Origin of the sequence: Gordonia sp. SMJS1, from assembly GCF_029866425.1 — a bacterium.
Classification (GTDB): domain Bacteria; phylum Actinomycetota; class Actinomycetes; order Mycobacteriales; family Mycobacteriaceae; genus Gordonia; species Gordonia hongkongensis.
Genome location: NZ_CP123381.1, coordinates 1370501 through 1386943 on the forward strand (window position 1 = coordinate 1370501; position 16443 = coordinate 1386943).

General features: G+C 67.8%; 14 protein-coding genes. 10 read left to right on the top strand and 4 right to left on the bottom strand.

What is annotated here, in order from left to right; all coding sequences use genetic code 11:
- Genes QAD21_RS06260 through QAD21_RS06270 form a run of 3 tightly spaced genes read left to right on the top strand, consistent with a single transcriptional unit; the run spans position 1 to position 4045 of the window.
- Complete coding sequence (locus QAD21_RS06260) at positions 1 to 1185, top strand: MBL fold metallo-hydrolase (RefSeq protein ID WP_065630790.1); 1185 nt, start codon at positions 1 to 3, stop codon at positions 1183 to 1185.
- Positions 1182 to 3695 (top strand): HAD-IC family P-type ATPase, encoded by a 2514-nt coding sequence (locus QAD21_RS06265; protein WP_280360846.1) that lies wholly within the window; start codon positions 1182 to 1184, stop codon positions 3693 to 3695. Before QAD21_RS06260 ends, QAD21_RS06265 begins: the two co-directional genes overlap by 4 nt.
- Positions 3696 to 3748: 53 nt before the next feature.
- The gene (locus QAD21_RS06270) at positions 3749 to 4045 is read left to right on the top strand and encodes an antitoxin (protein ID WP_058251574.1); all 297 of its coding nucleotides are present in this window, start codon (positions 3749 to 3751) and stop codon (positions 4043 to 4045) included.
- A 12-nt stretch (positions 4046 to 4057) separates the two neighbouring features.
- Here QAD21_RS06270 and QAD21_RS06275 read toward each other — a convergent pair whose 3' ends face one another.
- On the bottom strand, positions 4058 to 4678 hold the full coding sequence (locus QAD21_RS06275; RefSeq protein ID WP_058251682.1) for a DNA-3-methyladenine glycosylase: 621 nt from the start codon (positions 4676 to 4678) through the stop codon (positions 4058 to 4060).
- Here QAD21_RS06275 and QAD21_RS06280 point away from each other — a divergent pair.
- The 6 genes from QAD21_RS06280 (at position 4656) to QAD21_RS06305 (ending at position 10603) form a co-directional block, all read left to right on the top strand.
- The gene (locus QAD21_RS06280) at positions 4656 to 5093 is read left to right on the top strand and encodes an SRPBCC family protein (protein ID WP_058251681.1); all 438 of its coding nucleotides are present in this window, start codon (positions 4656 to 4658) and stop codon (positions 5091 to 5093) included. The two genes, QAD21_RS06275 and QAD21_RS06280, sit on opposite strands and share 23 nt — an antisense overlap.
- A 113-nt stretch (positions 5094 to 5206) precedes the next feature.
- Positions 5207 to 6958 (top strand): substrate-binding domain-containing protein, encoded by a 1752-nt coding sequence (locus tag QAD21_RS06285; protein WP_280360849.1) that lies wholly within the window; start codon positions 5207 to 5209, stop codon positions 6956 to 6958.
- Positions 6959 to 7023: 65 nt separating this feature from the next.
- Positions 7024 to 7590 (top strand): FMN-binding protein, encoded by a 567-nt coding sequence (locus QAD21_RS06290; protein WP_280360851.1) that lies wholly within the window; start codon positions 7024 to 7026, stop codon positions 7588 to 7590.
- A gap of 38 nt (positions 7591 to 7628) precedes the next feature.
- A complete protein-coding gene (locus QAD21_RS06295) occupies positions 7629 to 8474 on the top strand; it encodes an FAD:protein FMN transferase (RefSeq protein ID WP_280361621.1) in 846 nt (281 codons plus the stop codon).
- Positions 8471 to 10045 carry an oxidoreductase gene (locus QAD21_RS06300; protein ID WP_280360853.1) on the top strand — a complete coding sequence of 525 codons (1575 nt, stop codon included), beginning with the start codon at positions 8471 to 8473 and terminating at the stop codon, positions 10043 to 10045. The genes QAD21_RS06295 and QAD21_RS06300 overlap by 4 nt, the downstream gene beginning before the upstream one ends.
- A 9-nt stretch (positions 10046 to 10054) precedes the next feature.
- Positions 10055 to 10603 carry a molybdenum cofactor biosysynthesis protein gene (locus QAD21_RS06305; RefSeq protein WP_280360854.1) on the top strand — a complete coding sequence of 183 codons (549 nt, stop codon included), beginning with the start codon at positions 10055 to 10057 and terminating at the stop codon, positions 10601 to 10603.
- A 169-nt stretch (positions 10604 to 10772) separates the two neighbouring features.
- Here QAD21_RS06305 and QAD21_RS06310 read toward each other — a convergent pair whose 3' ends face one another.
- Positions 10773 to 12032, bottom strand: coding sequence for an HNH endonuclease signature motif containing protein (locus QAD21_RS06310; protein ID WP_280360855.1), 1260 nt, complete (start codon positions 12030 to 12032; stop codon positions 10773 to 10775).
- Between the two features lie 204 nt (positions 12033 to 12236).
- Here QAD21_RS06310 and QAD21_RS06315 point away from each other — a divergent pair, with 204 nt between their 5' ends.
- Entirely contained in the window at positions 12237 to 13382 is a 1146-nt protein-coding gene (locus QAD21_RS06315; protein WP_226514296.1) for an ISL3 family transposase, read from the top strand.
- Positions 13383 to 13834: 452 nt separating this feature from the next.
- On the opposite strand, the gene QAD21_RS06320 is transcribed toward QAD21_RS06315, so the two are convergent.
- The gene (locus tag QAD21_RS06320; RefSeq protein ID WP_280360857.1) at positions 13835 to 14785 is read right to left on the bottom strand and encodes a proline dehydrogenase family protein; all 951 of its coding nucleotides are present in this window, start codon (positions 14783 to 14785) and stop codon (positions 13835 to 13837) included.
- Positions 14785 to 16431, bottom strand: a complete 1647-nt coding sequence (gene pruA / locus QAD21_RS06325) for an L-glutamate gamma-semialdehyde dehydrogenase (RefSeq protein ID WP_280360858.1) — start codon at positions 16429 to 16431, stop codon at positions 14785 to 14787. Before pruA ends, QAD21_RS06320 begins: the two co-directional genes overlap by 1 nt.
- Positions 16432 to 16443 lie beyond the last annotated feature (12 nt).

Here is a 16443-nt window from a genome sequence, read left to right on the forward strand (position 1 = left end):
GTGAACGTGACCTCCACGACCGGTAGAAAAGGCACCAACGACCTGCGCCGCGACGTCCTCGCGCGTGCGGGTTCGGCGGGAGTGGCGGTGGCCGACGCCGTCGTGGCGCGGCTCGCCGCCGAGGGACTCGGTCCCGCCCGCGCGCTGGGCGCCTCCCGCGACCAGATAGCGCCGCACGTGCGGCGGAGCCCGCATCTGCGGAACGGCGCCTTCGTCAACCCGGAACCCCCGTCGATCGCCGATCCGAGCCTGCAGGTCCTCACCGACATGGCCCGGCGGCCCGGCCGGCCGCGCCGACCGGTCATGGTGACGGTCCCACGCTTCGAGGCCCCCGGCGACCTCGCCGTCACCTGGCTCGGCCACGCCACCGCCGTCGTCGACATCGACGGCGCGCGGGTCATCACCGATCCGGTCCTCAGCCGCCGCTGCTCGCCCAGCCAACTCGTCGGGCCCGGACGCATGCACTCCGCCCCACTGGCGCCGTCACAGTTGCCGCCACTCGACGTCGTCCTGATCAGTCACGACCACTACGACCATCTCGACATGGACACCGTCGTCACGATCGCCGACACCCAGCCCGACGCGGTGTTCGTCACGACGATCGGGGTCGGCGCGCATCTGGCCTCCTGGGGGATCGCGGAAGATCGCATCCGGCAGGCGGATTGGTGGGATGAGGTGGTGGTGCCGACCGGCGCGGGCGAGCTGCGGTTCACCTGCGGTCCGGCGCGACACTTCTCGGGCCGGTGGCTGGAGCGGAACCTCACCCAGTGGGGCAGCTGGGCGATCACCGGACGGGATCACAAGGTCTTCTTCTCCGGGGACACCGGACACAGCGAGCGCTTCGCCGATGTCGGCGACCGACTCGGCCCGTTCGACCTCACCCTCATCGCCGTCGGCGCCTACGACGTGATGTGGCCGGACATCCACGTGAACCCCGAGGAGGCCCTGTCGATCCACCGGATGGTCTCGCCCGGTACCGGATCCGACTCGGTGTTCATCCCGATCCACTGGGGCACGTTCAATCTCGCGCGCCATCCCTGGGGGGAGCCCATCGCGCGGTTACAGGCGGACGCCGGGCCGGACAAGCCGACGATCCTGGTGCCGCAACCGGGCGGTTCGATCGACCTGACAACGCGGACCGGTAGCGGTGTGGCACAACCCAATTGGTGGGAGGCTTCGACGTGAGCTCGCCGACGGAGATCGCGGACGCCGGCCTGACCGCGGCCGAGGTGGCGCAGCGGGTCGCGGCCGGCCAGGTCAACGCGCTGCCCGACCGGTCCGGCCGCAGTGTGGCCGACATCGTCCGCGCGAATGTCTTCACCCGGATCAACGCGATTCTCGGGGTGCTGTTCGCGATCGTGGTGTTCACCGGATCACTCATCAACGGCCTGTTCGGACTGCTGATCATCGCCAATTCCGGGATCGGCATCATCCAGGAGGTCCGGGCCAAGCGGACGCTCGACAAGCTCGCGATCGTCGGCCAGACCCGACCCCGAGTCCGGCGCGACGGCGAGGTCACCGAGGTACCGCCGGACGAGGTGGTGCTCGACGACATCATCGAGATCGGTGCCGGCGATCAGATCGTCGTCGACGGCGAGGTCGTCGAGGCCATCGCCCTCGACGTCGACGAGTCACTGCTCACCGGCGAGGCCGACCCCATCGACAAGGACCCGGGAGACGCGGTGCTGTCGGGCAGCTTCGTGGTCGCCGGCGGTGGCGCGTACCGCGCCACCAAGGTCGGCGCCGATGCCTACGCGGCCCAGCTCGCGGCCGAGGCGTCGAAGTTCACGCTGGTCTCCTCCGAGTTGCGCTCCGGCATCGACCAGATCCTGCGGGTGATCACCTGGTTGCTGATCCCCGCCGGCGTCCTGACCATCGTCAACCAACTCTTCGTCAGCGACAACGGGTTGCGGCGGTCCCTGCTCGGCATGGTCGCCGCGCTGGTGCCGATGGTGCCCGAGGGGCTCGTCCTGATGACCTCGATCGCCTTCGCGGTGGGTGTGGTGCGGCTGGGTCAGCGGCAGTGTCTGGTGAACGAACTCCCGGCCATCGAAGGGCTCGCGCGCGTCAATGTGGTCTGTGCGGACAAGACCGGCACCCTGACGGAGAACGGGATGCGGCTGGCCGAGGTGCGTTCCCTCGGGACGGTGCCCGCCGAGACCGCGGGACAGGTGCTGGCCGCGCTCGCCGCCCACGATCCGCGGCCCAACGCCAGCATGATCGCGATCGCCGAGGCACATCCGATCCCACCCGACTGGTCGGTGGCGGCCATCAAACCGTTCACCTCGGCCACCAAGTGGAGCGGGATGTCGTTCCGCGGGAGCGGGTCCGGCCCGACCGCCGGCACCGACGACGGTCACTGGCTCATCGGTGCGCCCGACGTCCTGCTGGACCCGGAGGGCGAGACGGCCCGCCTCGCCTCCGACATCGGCGCCGCCGGACTCCGCGTGCTGCTGCTGGCCTGCACCGACGTGGCCGTGGACACCGAACCCGCGCCGGGTCAGGTCGCTCCGGGAACCGTCTCGCCGGTGGCCCTCGTGGTCCTCGAACAGCGGGTCCGGCCCGATGCGCGCGACACGATCGACTACTTCGGACAGCAGCACGTCGCGGTGAAGGTCATCTCCGGAGACAACGCCCGGTCGGTGGGGGCGGTCGCCGCGTCGCTGGGCCTCGGATCGGCCGAGTCCTCGGTCGACGCGCGCGAGTTGCCCTCGGAGACGGGCGAACTCGCCGACGTCGTCGAACGGGGCGTCACGTTCGGGCGGGTCCGGCCGGATCAGAAGCGGGCCATGGTGAAGGCGCTGCAATCGCGGGACAACACCGTCGCGATGACCGGCGACGGAGTCAACGACGTCCTCGCGCTCAAGGACGCCGACATCGGCGTGGCGATGGGCTCGGGCAGCTCGGCCGCCCGGTCGGTGGCGCAGATCGTGTTGCTGGACAACAAGTTCGCGACCCTGCCGTATGTGGTGGGCGAAGGTCGGCGTGTGATCGGCAACATCGAGCGCGTCTCCAATCTGTTCCTGACCAAGACCGTGTACGCGGTGTTGCTCGCACTGTTCGTCGGCGTCGGCGGACTTCTCGGCGCACTGTTCGGGTCCGACCCGCTCAGTTATCCGTTCCAGCCGATCCACGTGACGATCTCGGCCTGGTTCACCATCGGCATCCCGGCGTTCGTCTTGTCGCTGGCCCCCAACAACGAGCGGGCCCGGCGTGGTTTCGTACGGCGGGTGCTGCTCAGCGCCGTGCCCAACGGCATCATCGTCGGCCTGTGCACCTTCGTGACCTACGTGATCGTCAACCCCGGCGGCGCCGGCGTCGAGGTGGGTGGTGACGCCGTCGAACTCTCGCAGCCTCAGACGCAGGCCGCCACCGCGGCGCTGATGACGCTGATCGCGATCGCGGTCTACGTCCTCGCCGTGGTCGCCCGTCCGTACAACTGGTGGAAGGCGGTGCTCCTCGCGGTCTCCGCCGCCGCATACGTGCTGATCTTCGCGTGGCCGTTCACCCAGGACCTGTTCCGGCTCGACTCGTCGAACTGGGGGATGAACACGGTGGCCCTGCTCTCGGCGGCGGTCGGCATCGCGTGTGTCGAGGTCGTCTCGCGGGTGGCGCCCCGATGGGTCGCCACGCATGACAACGATCAGCACGGGGACGAAGCGCAGGTCAGCGGGGTGCTCACGTCCGACCGATAGAATCTGCGGCAAGTGGCCGGAAGGTGTCCGGCACGTCGATCAGAGGAGACGTCATGGATCTCAAGGGACTCGTCAACAAGGCCAGGGCCACGCTGCAGAAGAATCCGAGCCTGATCGAGAAGGGCGGCGACGCCATCGACAAGGTCACCAAGAACAAGTACTCGGGTCAGGTGGACAAGGCGCAGGACGCCGTGCGCAAGGCCGTCGGCGCGCCGGGACAGGGAAACCCGGGACAGACTCCGCCGACCAATCCCACCAACCCCGGGGAGCCGCTACCGGGTCAGCAGAGCCCGCAGCCCCAGAATCCCCGGCCGCAGAACCCCCAGCAGCCGCAGCACCCGCAGCGGTAGTCCGAGTAGTTCTCAGAGCTGCGCCCGCGGATGTCGGCGATACGCCGACACCGTGGGATCGGCGTCGATCCAGAACCGCCACGCCAGGTCGGCAGCGCGGCGGACCCCGACCCGAGGCCCCGCGACGACGCGTTCCCCCGGACGCGGTGCCCCGGGGTCGAGGGTGACCGGGGTCGACGGGTCGGCGAGATCGGTGTCGAGGTCGGCCATCGTGAGCCCGAGGGCACGGCACAGGTTGCCCGGCCCGCTGGCGAGCTTGGCGTCGGGGACCGGCCCCGAGCGCGTCGCACCGCGCCGGGCGCGTGCGAGGTCGACGCCGTCGACCACCGCGCCCGCGCGCAGCAACACCGCAGCAGCGGGTCCCGGCCCGGCGACGACGACGTTCGCGCAATGGTGGCCGTGGATGCGATAGACGTACAACCGTCCCGGGGGCCCGTACATGATCTCCGAGCGGGCGGTTCGGGTGTAGGCATGCGACGCCGGGTCGTCGGGACCGGCGTACGCCTCGACCTCGGTCAGCCGGATCGTCACCCCGTGCCCGGTCACCCGCGAGCCCAGCAGCGAACGTGCCTGTTCGGCGGCGGAGGCGGGGGCACTACTCTCTTGGGTCATGGCGAAGACGAGTGACTCCATCGGCGTTGATCTGTCACCGGAAGATACCTGGGCCGCGGCATCGGATCTCTCGCGGTACAGCGAATGGCTGGTGATCCACGAGACGTGGCGCAGCCCGATCCCAGCGTCCGCCGACCTTCGCAAGGGCACCGAGGTCTCCTCGATCGTGCGGGTCAAAGGCACCCGCGTCCGCTTCGACTGGGTGGTCGAGAAGTTCGAGCCGGTCTCGCACGTCCGCCTCAAGGGCAACGGCAAAGGCGGGGTCAAGGCGAAGCTGGATCTGGGCATCGCTCCCACTTCCAGCGGATCGGAAGTAACCTTCACTGTTGATCTGGGTGGGCTGCCGCTGATCGGGCCCGTGGGTAAGACCGCGGCCATGGCGGTGTCGGGGGATCTGCGTAAGTCGCTGCTGAAATTCCGCGAGGTGTTCGGCTGAGCCACGCGTGAACACGCGGGCCGCGACCGCCGATGCGTCGATGCGTCGTGCGGCGACCACGCGAGAGGCGGGTCTGCAGACCGCCGCCGTACGAGGGGAACGGGAAAAGAACAATGGGGCGTCACAGCTCCGGCGCCGATCGCGCCGGAAACGAGTGGAACGGGAACGACCGGTCGGGTGGGGCGGTTCCGCCACGCGCCCAGACTTCATCGGACAGAGGCAGGTCGAACGATGCCCGGTCGGGAAGCGATGACGACTTCGGCTTCGAGCACCGCAACACCGATGGGGGCCGCCGCGGGGGATGGCTGTGGGCGGGTGCGGTCCTGCTGGTCGTCGTAGCCCTGGTCACCGGCGTCATCATCTGGCAGACGGGTGCGGGTGGCTGCGCGGACCGGACCCGGGTCGCCGTCGCGTCGGACTCGGCGATGACCGGTCCGCTGCGCGAGGTGGCGCGGCAGGCGTCCGCGGACTCGTGTTTCGACTACGACGTGCAGACGGCCGCGGGTGCGGATGTGCCCGGCCTGCTCACCCAGGGTGCAGCGGCTCCGGACCTCTGGGTCGCGGACTCGCAGGTGCAGGCCCGCCGGGTGACGACCCAGGTGCGTCGTGACCTCGATATGGTGTCGCCGTCGATCGCGTCGACCCCGACCGTCGTCGCCGGCACCGACGTACCCGAGCTGGGCACCTGGGTCGAGGTCATGAAGTTGCCTGATCTGCGAACCGGCAGCCCGGTGGACACCAGCACCGGCGACGCCCCGATCATCGGTGCTCTCGCCGCGGTCGACTCCGGCGAGCTCGCCGACCAGGACTTCACCGAGGCGATGACCATCCTCGCCATCCAGCAGAACAATGCGCGCCTGGCCAACGACAACGAGGGCACGCGTCTGAACCTGGCCAACACCTCGGGCGTCCCGGTGGTCACCACCGAGCAACAGTTCGATCTGTTCATGCGCACGCACCAGGGTTCGCAGTTGACGTCGACGATCCCCGCGGCGGGCACGGTCATGCTCGACTATCCGCTGGTCAACACGGCTCCCGCGGCGCGCCAGCAGGCGGCCGCCGACGCCGGGGCGGCCCTCGTCACCGCGCTGAACACCGATGCCGGGCGCGCAGCGCTGGCCGACTCGGGATACCGCGACGCCGACGGAAACGGCGTCGGTCAGCCGGTCAAGGAACTGGAGCTGCGCGACCCGTCGTCCGTCGACAAGGCATTGCGGCAGTGGCAGGTACTGGGTGTGCCGATCCGCTCGCTGATCGTCCAGGACACCTCCGGCTCGATGGAGACACCGGCCGGCGGCACCACCCGGGCGGGCCTGCTCATCGACGCCTCTCAGACCGGACTCAAGCTCTTCCCCAACAACACGATGATCGGCGGCTGGGCGTTCAGCGTGAACAAAGGCGGGCCCGGACAGGACTGGGAGGAGCTCGCCCCGATCCGCCGCCTCGATGCCCGCTCGGGCAGCGGTACGCATCGGGACGCGCTCGGCCGGGCCGTCGAAGAGGGGTTGTCGGACCTCGGGGGCGGGACGGGTCTCTACGACACGACCCTCGCCGCATTCAAGAAGGTGCAGGACACCTACGACCCGAACTACTCCAACAGCGTCATCATCATGACCGACGGACAGAACGAGGACCCCGACAGCATCACGCTCGACAATCTGCTCGCCGAACTGAAGCGCCTGGAGGATCCGGCACGACCGGTGCTGGTGCTGACGATCGGTATCTCCGACGACGCCGACTCCGATGCGCTGAAGCAGATCGCCGAGGCCACGGGTGGCACCACCTACGTCGCGGAGAACGCGGCCGACATCCGCACCGTCTTCGTCGACGCCATCCAGGCGAGGGTCGCAGCCGCGGGACGCTGAGACCGTTCGGAACGCCCCGCGGCCGTCGCCGGGACCAATGGCCGCGCAATCGGCACAATTGGTGCATGACGCACACCCCAGAGCCAACCGAGACCCTCGACCCGAGCACGATCGCCGAACCCGGCCCCCGTTCTTCGCGCCCGTCCCGCAGCCCGCGGGGATCGTCCGTCCTCGCCCGCACCGGCGGGGTGGTCGCGGCGATGGCGGTGGTCGGACTCGTGGCTGGCGCATGCTCGTCCGAGGACTCCGGGTCAAACGACTCGGCCACCGGCACGACGACCGGCGCCGCGACGGGCAGCTCCGCTGCCACCGAGGCCGCCGACGCGGGCTCCGGCGAGTACGAGGACGGCGAGTACACGGCCCGCGGTGAGTACATCTCGCCGGGTGGTCCGCAGAGCGTCGGGGTCACCGTCACGTTGTCGAACTCGGTCATCACCGCCGTGTCGGTGGACACCAGCCAGACCAAGGGCCCGTCGCTCGAGTACCAGGGCAAGTTCGCCGGCGGCATCTCCGACGTCGTGGTGGGCAAGAACATCGACGAGATCGAGGTCGACAAGGTGTCCGGCTCGTCGCTCACCTCCGGCGGTTTCAACGAGGCGATCGAACAGATCAAACAGGAGGCGCAGGCCTGACCTCCGTCGGCACCGGGCACCACTGGGCGTTCGAGGCGATCGGCACCCGGTGGACGATCAGCACCCCGGAACCACTCCCCGCCGATGTCGTCGACGCGGTGAACACCGAGATCGACCGGATCGACCGGGCCTGGTCACGGTTCCGGGACGATTCGACGGTCGCGCAGATGGCCAGGGAGGCGGGGCGATACCCGATCGCCGACTCCGACCAGGCGCTGGTCGACTGGTACCGCCGTCTGTACGGCCTCACCGGCGGCGCGGTGTCGCCGTTGGTGGGGCGCACGCTCGCCGAGGCCGGTTACGACGCGGCGTACACGCTCCGCGCGTCGGCGCCGGTGCCGACGGCGCCGGCCTGGGAGGCGGTGATCGGTGAGCATGTCGGTGCGCTGGAGATTCGCGAACCGGCTCTGCTCGACGTGGGTGCGGCCGGAAAGGGATTCGCGGTCGACCGGGTGGCGGAGATCGTCGGCGGCCACGTCGACGACTTCGTGGTCGACGCAGGTGGGGACATGGTGATATCGCCGCGTTCCCGCGGACTGCGGGTGGCGCTGGAGCATCCGCTGGACACGACGAAGGCGATCGGCGTCGTGTCCGTTGCCGGCGGCGCGATCTGCGCCTCGGCGAGCAATCGGCGGGTGTGGGCCGACTGGCACCACATCGTCGATCCGCGTACCGCCTCGCCCGCGCGGGAGGTGCTGGCGACCTGGGTGATCGCGCCGTCGGCGATGGAGGCCGACGGCTTGGCGACGGCGCTGTTCTTCACGCCCGCGGCGTTCCTGCGCGGCGATTTCGACCATCACCGTGAGGGCTTTCATCACGTGACCATCCGACGCAACGGGAGTGTCGAACACACCGCCATCCCCGGATTGGGATTGTTCCTGTGACAACGCTTCTGCCGCAGCTGCTCTCGCCGATCGACGCGGCCCGGCGGCACCTGACCCCGTATCGGGCGGTGCTCTGCGGGCTGGTGGTGCTGGCCGCAGTCGCTTTCGTCGTCTCGGCGACCGATGCCGACTTCGGTTACGGTCCGGACGAATTGGCGGTGTGGCTGGTCGTCGCGGTCGGGGTCAGCGGGGTCGTGAGCTACGTCTGCGCCGGAGTGCTGCGGGTGCCGCCGAACTCGGATTCGTGGCTGATCACGGGACTGATTCTGTTCTTCGTCCTGCCCGGCGGCTCGGAGGACACCGCCGTCGCCACCGTCGCGGTGGGCACCGCCATCGCCGCGGCGTCGAAATATGTTCTCGCATGGCGTCGTCGGCTGATCGTCAATCCCGCGGTCGCGGGTGCGGTCGGTTGTTACGCGCTGGCATACGCCGGTGTCGAGGGCATCAGCTTCCCGTTCTGGTGGGTGGCCGCCGATCCGCTGTTCGTCCCGATGGTCGTGATCGGTGCGGTGGTCGTGACGTTGATCCGCGAGTGGCGACTGGCCCTGGTGTTCATCGGCGCCTCCCTTGTCACGATCGGGGTCGTCGAACTGGTACGCGGCGGCCAGGATCTGTCCACATGGGTGGTGTCGAGTCCGATGCTGTTCGTGGCGGCGATCATGCTGCCCGAGCCGCTGACGTCGCCGGCCACCGAGCTGCACCGACTGGTGTATGCGGCGTTGGTCGGTGTGCTCATGCACTGCCAGTACACGATTGCGATCACCGACGCGTACACGTTGGCGTTCGTGCCCGAGGTGGCGTTGCTCGTCGGATGCCTGTACGCGTTCCTCGTCCGACTGGTGTCGGGCACTGCGCGCCGGGTGCCGCTCGACGTCGTCACCGTCCCGGTGGCCGACCGAACCTACGTGGTGCGCGGTGAACCGGTCGGTGGCGCAGCGGTGTTCCGGGCGGGGCAGTGGTCGAGTGTCAGTGTGCCGCGGTGGTCGGCGCCGGTGTGGTCGGGTTCGCGGCGGGTCTTCTCGTTCGTGTCCGCGCCCCGGCAGCAACCGGTGGAGTTCGGCTTCACCGTCGCCGCGGCGCTGTCGACCTACAAGGCAGCGCTGGTCGACGGCAGCGTACGCCGGGTCTACGTCGACGAGATCGGTGGGGACTTCGTGCTGCCGCGGTCGTTTCCGGCGACCGGATCGGTGGTGTTGATCGCCTCCGGGATCGGGATCACTCCGTTCGTGTCGATGGTGCGGGAGCTGGTGCAGTCGGGCCACGATCTCTCCGGCCTGACCATCGCGCACGTGCTGCGAGATCAGGGGCGTGCCGTATACGCCGATGACCTGGAGAGCGCCCGGGCCGCGAACGCGCGCATTGCGACCGTCGAGGCGCCGGAACTCGCCGACGGGATCGACGATCCCGCCCGGCTCGCCGAACTCATCGGTCCCAGGGCTGCCGGCGCCCACTACTACGTGTCAGGTACGCCTGCGTTCGTCGAACGGACGTCGGCGGCGGTCCGCCGCCTCGACGGTACGACGCGGTCCCGGCCGTGGCGTGTCCACACCGACTCGTTCTCCGGATACTGAACGCGGCTGATGGAGTTCGAATACCACTGCGACATAGTCACATTCGTCGTCTCGCCGAAGCACGCCTATTTCGGTAGGCCGAAGGACGGCCCGGCCGACGAGGTCGAGACCCGCACCCCAGCCTCGGTGGAGATCGTCGCCGACAAGGGGATTCGTGGTGATCGCTTCTACGGAATCCGGGCCCACACCGAGGCGGCCGTGACGTTTCTGGCGCTCGAAGCATGGATGGCGGCGGCGGCTGACGCCGATCCTGTTCTGGCCCGCCGCAACGTCGTCGTGCGTGGTGTCGAGCTCGATCCCTTGCGGGGACGGGAGTTCGAGCTGGACACCGGGTCGGGTCCGATCCGGTTCCGCGGCGGACGCCCTGCTCATCCGTGTTCGTGGATGGACACCGTTGCCGGGGACGGGGTGCGCAAAGCTCTGATCGGACGTGGTGGACTTCGGACGCAACCGCTGACGTCGGGGACGCTGAGCGTCGGCCCCGCGGTCATGCGCACCGACGTCGAACTCGACGCCGCCCGCGCCGCCGACCAGGTGCGGCGGGCGCAGCCGATGTAGCGAGGGGCGACGATGGTCTGCCCCGCGGACTCCGTTCCCCTCTACATGTGGAGGGGAACGGAGCCGACTGCTATGTCTCTGTGGAGTTGTCAAGGGACGGATGCGGTCCCGGGCGGGCGCCGGGTGCGAAGGTGCTACGCGAACGCCTGGTGGTCTGTCGCGGCAGCGGTCAGGCGGCGTCGTCGAGTCGCATGGTGCGTCGGTTGTAGGCGGGTAATGATCGGCGCTGTGGGTCGATGGTCGCGGGTGGGACGAGCCAGGGGTGTCGGTCGAAACCCATGACAATGTCCCAGCCGTGGTGGTGGACTTGGGTGTGGCAGCGTTGGCAGAGCAGGCAGCCGTTGTCGAGGTCGGTGGGTCCGCCGTCGGCCCACGACTTGATGTGATGCACCTGCGTATGGGACGGCGGTGCACCACATTTGATGCAGCAGGCGTCGCGGACGATGATCGCTTTGCGTAAGTGTGACGGATACAACCGGCGGGTGTGACCCATCTGTAGTGGTACGCCCTCACTATCGAGGATTATCTCCGTGAGCGAGCCGTCGCACGAGACCTGTTTCGCGGTGGCTTGGCTGACCGATCCGGTCCACGGCAGCGTTGCGAGGTCTCCGGTCGCGGGGATCGTCAGCATCAATTGAGTGCGCGGGGAACCAACGGTATCGACGGTAGCGCCGATCGCGGCTTGGTCGAGGATCAACTCGAAGGCGTCGGCGCGGCGTTGCTCGGCGGTGCGTCGATCTTCGGAGCCGTCGGGTTCGGGTCGTGGGCAGGACCGTTCGTCGATCATCGTCAGGAACTTCTCGCCCACGACCTGGGTGAGGTCGGCGCGGATTTCGACGCGGCCGTCGTCGGTGGTGTGGGCGTTGACCGCGTTCAGCGATGTGTCGTCGGCGGCGGCGAGGCCGGCCTCGGTGTCATCCACCAATGTGTTGCCGATGGCCCGCGCGTGCTTGCGCACGTCTGTCGGCGTCGCACCCGAGAGCGCTTGGGCAATCAGTTCGATCTCATAGCGAGAACGTTTATCCTCGGAAAAAGCGTCGCCACAGTGCTTCTCGATTTCATTCATGCCTCGCACGATGGCATCGACGATCTCGCCGGATAGTCGCCCATCGGCGGCGTGACGCGCCACAGCGGGCAGGTTGGGTAGGGCGTCGACACTTCGCATGGTGCGAAGAGCGGCGGCAGGTGCATGTCCTGACTCGATCAGCAGCTTCTTGGTGGTGCTGCCGGTTTTCTGTGCGACTCCGAGGGCGTCGAGTTGCGCTGCGTGGGTGACGATCTGGTGGTCGACGGTGTTGCGGATCAAGCGCAGCGTCTCGAGCGCGTCGAATGGTGATCGGCCCGTGGGGTCGTCGGCGGGTGGGGTGGTCTCGATGAGTTGATCGAGGAGAGTGGCTAGCTCTGGCATGAGTCCAAGATACCGGAACATTCGTGGCTCTTCTGACCCTGAAGTGGGCTACTTTTAGCGAGCCTAATGCACGCAACGCCCAGTCTCGCTTAGGTTTTGACTTGCGAAGAAAAAGACCTAGAGGAGTGGGCGTTGCGCACTGTCAGAGTACTGCAGAAGTTGCTTGGAATCGAGCGTGCCCGTGTCGTGGGTGTCAGGTTCGATGAGGATGATCGCGGGCACGTCATGGTGGCGACACTAGAACTGCACAAGAACGCACGATCACGGTGTCCGCAGTGCAAGAAGCGCTGCCCGGGTTACGATCAGCCGCCGGCACCGCGGTTGTGGCGGCATCTGGATATGGGCGGCTGGCGGTGTTTCCTCGAGCTGCCCGCGACGCGTGTGCGGTGCCCTCGCCATGGTGTGAAGACTGAGTTGGTTCCGTGGGCACGTCCGGAAGTGAAGATGACCAGGGCGTTTGACGACACCGTCGCGTGGATGTGTGCGCACGCCCCGATGACCGCGGTGAGCGCCTACCTGCGGGTCTCCTGGCGGACGGTGTCTCGTATCGTCGAGCGTGTGGTCGACGATCATGTCGGACTCACCAAACGCTTGAACGGGTTGCGGCGCATCGGTATCGATGAGATCGCCTATCGCAAGGGCCGCCGGTACTTGGTCGTCGTGGTCAACCATGACACAGGGCAACTGGTGTGGGCTGGTGAGGGCGCCAAGAAGGCGACCATCGAGCGGTTCTTCGATGAACTGGGTGATGTGCGAGCCGGCGAGATCACCCACATCAGTGCTGATGGCGCCGAGTACATCGGTGCGGTCCTCGCCGAGCGGGCGCCGGGAGCGTACTGGTGTATGGACCCATTTCATGTGCTGCAGTGGGTCAATCAGGCGCTGGATCGATGCCGGTCTCGGGTGATGAGCCGGATAGCTGGCTTGTCAAAGGTGGAACGCGGCCGATTGAGGTGGGCGTTGTTGAAGAATCCTGACAACCTCACCGAGAGTCAAGAGCGGCTGCAGTCCATCGTGGTCGCCGATGCCAACAGTGTGCTGGCCCGTGCGTATCAGATGAAAGAAGAAATAAGGCACATACTTTCAGGTGCGTACTCCTCATGTTGGGCGCCGTTGCGGCGCTGGTTGAGGAAGGCAGAGGCCTGCGATATACCCGAGATTCGCACCTTGGCGCCGAGTATCCGTAAACGAGAGGTGCAAATCTACAACGCGGTCACGTGTCAGATGAGCAACGCTCGAGTCGAGGCGACGAACTGCCATCTGCGGTCATTGACAAAGCGGTCATACGGATTTCACACTCCCGATGCTTTGATCGCGATGGCCAACCTCACCAGGGGCGGCGCATGCCCGGAACTCCCACATCGAAACTGACCGAAAACCGCCCACTTTCAGGTCAGGAGATCCACATTCGTTCGATTTCGAGGGTTTTCCACAGGCGCGAGACGCGCGAATTCGTCCGCTGTGCAGTGTTTTTCGTTGACAGTGCGTCGATTCGCGTTGACTGTGCAGCAATCGTCGACAGTGGTCGCACTTCAGTCACGCATGATCTCGGATCCTGGCTAATATTCGATCGAGGCAGTCCGAGGGGATTCGGGCTGAGTTTCGTCGCGCGCCGGCGGTGAGGCGCTGTCAAGGAGCGCAGTCGACCTCAGCCGGTGGGACTGTCTGGCGTATCTGCCCCGAGGTGCGGTCGCCGGCCCACCGCTCTCAATAGTTGCCTGCTCGACCCGCGGGGCGGCTTTCCGCACTCCGGCAACCGCAGATCCAGCGGTTCGGAACAGGAAGCAGTGGCCCACTGCCGCACCGTCGACGGGTTGGGGGCCTCACCCGGCCAGCGCGCGCAGAAAGAACCCCAGGTTCGCCGGACGTTCGGCCAGGCGTCGGACGAGGTAGCCGTACCACTGCTCGCCGTAGGGGATGTAGACCCGGACGCGTGCGCCCGCGGCTGCCAACCGGCGCTGCTCGTCGGCCCGTATTCCGTACAGCATCTGGTGTTCCCAGCTGTCCGGCGCGCGACCGAATTCGTCGGCGAGGATTCTCGCGGCGTCGATCATCGTGGGGTCGTGGCTGGCGACCATCGGATAACCGGAGCCCTTCATCAGTATCCGGAGGCACCGCTGATAGCTGTCGTCGACCTGGCGGCGGTCGGTGAACGCGACCGCGGGCGGTTCGGCATAAGCGCCCTTGCACAACCGGATTCGGGCGCCCGACGCCGCGAATTCGGCGCAGTCGTCCTCGGTGCGGCGCAGGCAGGCCTGCAGCACGGTCCCGGTCTCCGGGAACTCGGAGCGCAACGACCGCACGATCGCCAACCGCTGGTCGACGGTCGTGTGATCCTCGGCGTCCACGGTGACCACGACGCCCAGGCCCTCGGCCGCCTCGACGATCGTGCGCGCGTTCTCCTCGGCGATCTTCGCGCCGTGCTCCGGCAGACCCAACCCGAGCGCGGTGAGCTTCAGCGATACCTCCAACGACCCGGCTGATGCCGAGTGGCAACTCGACAGCGATTCGAGCAGAGCCAGATACGCGGTCACCGTGGCGTCCGCCTGGGATTCGTCGAGGGTGTCCTCGCCCAGGAAGTCGACCGAGACGGAGAGTCCGTCGGCGAGTTCGGCTCCGACGGCGGTCATGGCGGCGTCGAGCGATTCGCCCGGCACGAATCGGCGGACCACTCGTTCGGTGATAGGCCACCGCTGGGACGCGTCCTTGATCCGCTCGCTGCGCGATGCGGCGACGATCGCGGGCCGCAGCACCGTGTCGAAAACGGACCCCATCACAGCGCCGTCCAGTCGGCGACCATGTGCGGGTACGACGAGGTGGTGGGAGGTGAGAACGTCTCCTTGATCGTGCGGGTCGAGGTCCAGCGCATCAGGTTCTGCTTCGACCCGGCTTTGTCGTTGGTTCCCGACGCCCGGCCGCCGCCGAAGGGTTGCTGCCCGACCACCGCGCCGGTGGGCTTGTCATTGACATAGAAGTTGCCCGCCGCATTCCGCAGCCGGTCGGAGGCAAGGGCCACCGCGGCGACATCGGTCGCCATGACCGACCCCGTGAGTGCGTACTGCGCCGTCGAATCGACCAGGCCGAGAATGTTCTCGTAGTCGGCGTCGTCGTAGACGTGAACCGCGAGGATCGGACCGAAGTACTCCGTGGCGAACGCCTCGTCGGTCGGGTCGTCGGACACCAAGACCGTGGGTCGGACGAAGTACCCCTCGGTGTCATCGCAGACGCCGCCGACCGCGACGGTCAGCGACGCCGACGACTTGGCCCGGTCGATGGCCGCGACCTGCTTGTCGAACGCGCGTCGATCGATCACCGCACCACCGAAGTTCGTCAGATCTCGGACGTCGCCATAGGTGAGTTCGTCGGCCTCGCCGAGGAATTCGTCACCCATCCGCTCCCACACCGACCTGGCGACGTACGCGCGCGACGCCGCTGAACACTTCTGTCCCTGGTACTCGAAAGCGCCGCGCGTCAACGCCGTTCGCAACGCATGAGGTTCGGCCGAGGCGTGCGCGACGATGAAGTCCTTGCCACCGGTCTCGCCGACGAGGCGCGGATAGTTCCGGTAGTGCTCGATGTTGGCACCGACCTCACGCCACAGATGACGGAACGTCCTCGTCGACCCGGTGAAATGGATCCCGGCCAGATCCTCATCGGCGAGAACGACATCCGAGACCGCGGCACCGTCGCCGTGGACGAGGTTGATCACCCCGGGCGGCAATCCGGCGGCCTCGAGCAGCGCCATGGTCAACTGCGCCGAGTACGCCTGGGTGGGGGAGGGTTTCCAGACGACGGTGTTGCCCATCAACACGGGGGCGGTGGGCAGATTGGCGGCGATGGCGGTGAAGTTGAACGGGGTCACGGCGTAGACGAACCCGTCCAGCGGACGGTGGTCGAGCCGGTTCCACACCCCGGGCGACGACTCCGGTTGCTCGGCGAGGATCTCACGCGCGAAGGCGACGTTGAACCGCCAGAAGTCGACGAGCTCGCACGGGGCGTCGATCTCGGCCTGCTGCACCGACTTCGACTGGCCGAGCATCGTCGCCGCCGCGATCCGCTCGCGCCACGGCCCGGCCAGCAGCTCGGCGGCGCGCAGGATCACGGCCGCGCGGTCGTCGAAGCTCGTGTGAGCCCAGTCGGCGGCGGCGGCGCGGGCGGCGTCCACCGCGGCGCGGGCGTCGTCGTGGGTGGCATTGGTGATGAAGCCGAGTACCTCGCGGTGTGCGTGGGGCTGGACGACGTCTATCTCCTCACCCGCCCCGAGGCTCAGGTGGCCGCCGATGATGTGCGGGAACTCGCGGCGGCCGGCATGCGACTGTAGCGCCAGCTCGTCGACGATGCGCGCACGCTCGGGCGAACCGGGGGCATAGCTGTGGACGGGTTCGTTCGACGGTCGAGGGGGAGTGGTGATGGCATCCATGACCTCAGTCCA

Coding starts and splice junctions, on each gene's coding strand:
- QAD21_RS06270 (WP_058251574.1), top strand. CDS start 3,749: ATGGATCTCAAGGGACTCGTCAACAAGGCCAGGGCCACGCTGCAGAAG.
- QAD21_RS06280 (WP_058251681.1), top strand. CDS start 4,656: ATGGCGAAGACGAGTGACTCCATCGGCGTTGATCTGTCACCGGAAGAT.
- QAD21_RS06275 (WP_058251682.1), bottom strand. CDS start 4,678: ATGGAGTCACTCGTCTTCGCCATGACCCAAGAGAGTAGTGCCCCCGCC.
- QAD21_RS06285 (WP_280360849.1), top strand. CDS start 5,207: ATGGGGCGTCACAGCTCCGGCGCCGATCGCGCCGGAAACGAGTGGAAC.
- QAD21_RS06290 (WP_280360851.1), top strand. CDS start 7,024: ATGACGCACACCCCAGAGCCAACCGAGACCCTCGACCCGAGCACGATC.
- QAD21_RS06305 (WP_280360854.1), top strand. CDS start 10,055: ATGGAGTTCGAATACCACTGCGACATAGTCACATTCGTCGTCTCGCCG.
- QAD21_RS06310 (WP_280360855.1), bottom strand. CDS start 12,032: ATGTTCCGGTATCTTGGACTCATGCCAGAGCTAGCCACTCTCCTCGAT.
- QAD21_RS06315 (WP_226514296.1), top strand. CDS start 12,237: ATGGTGGCGACACTAGAACTGCACAAGAACGCACGATCACGGTGTCCG.
- QAD21_RS06320 (WP_280360857.1), bottom strand. CDS start 14,785: ATGGGGTCCGTTTTCGACACGGTGCTGCGGCCCGCGATCGTCGCCGCA.
- pruA (WP_280360858.1), bottom strand. CDS start 16,431: ATGGATGCCATCACCACTCCCCCTCGACCGTCGAACGAACCCGTCCAC.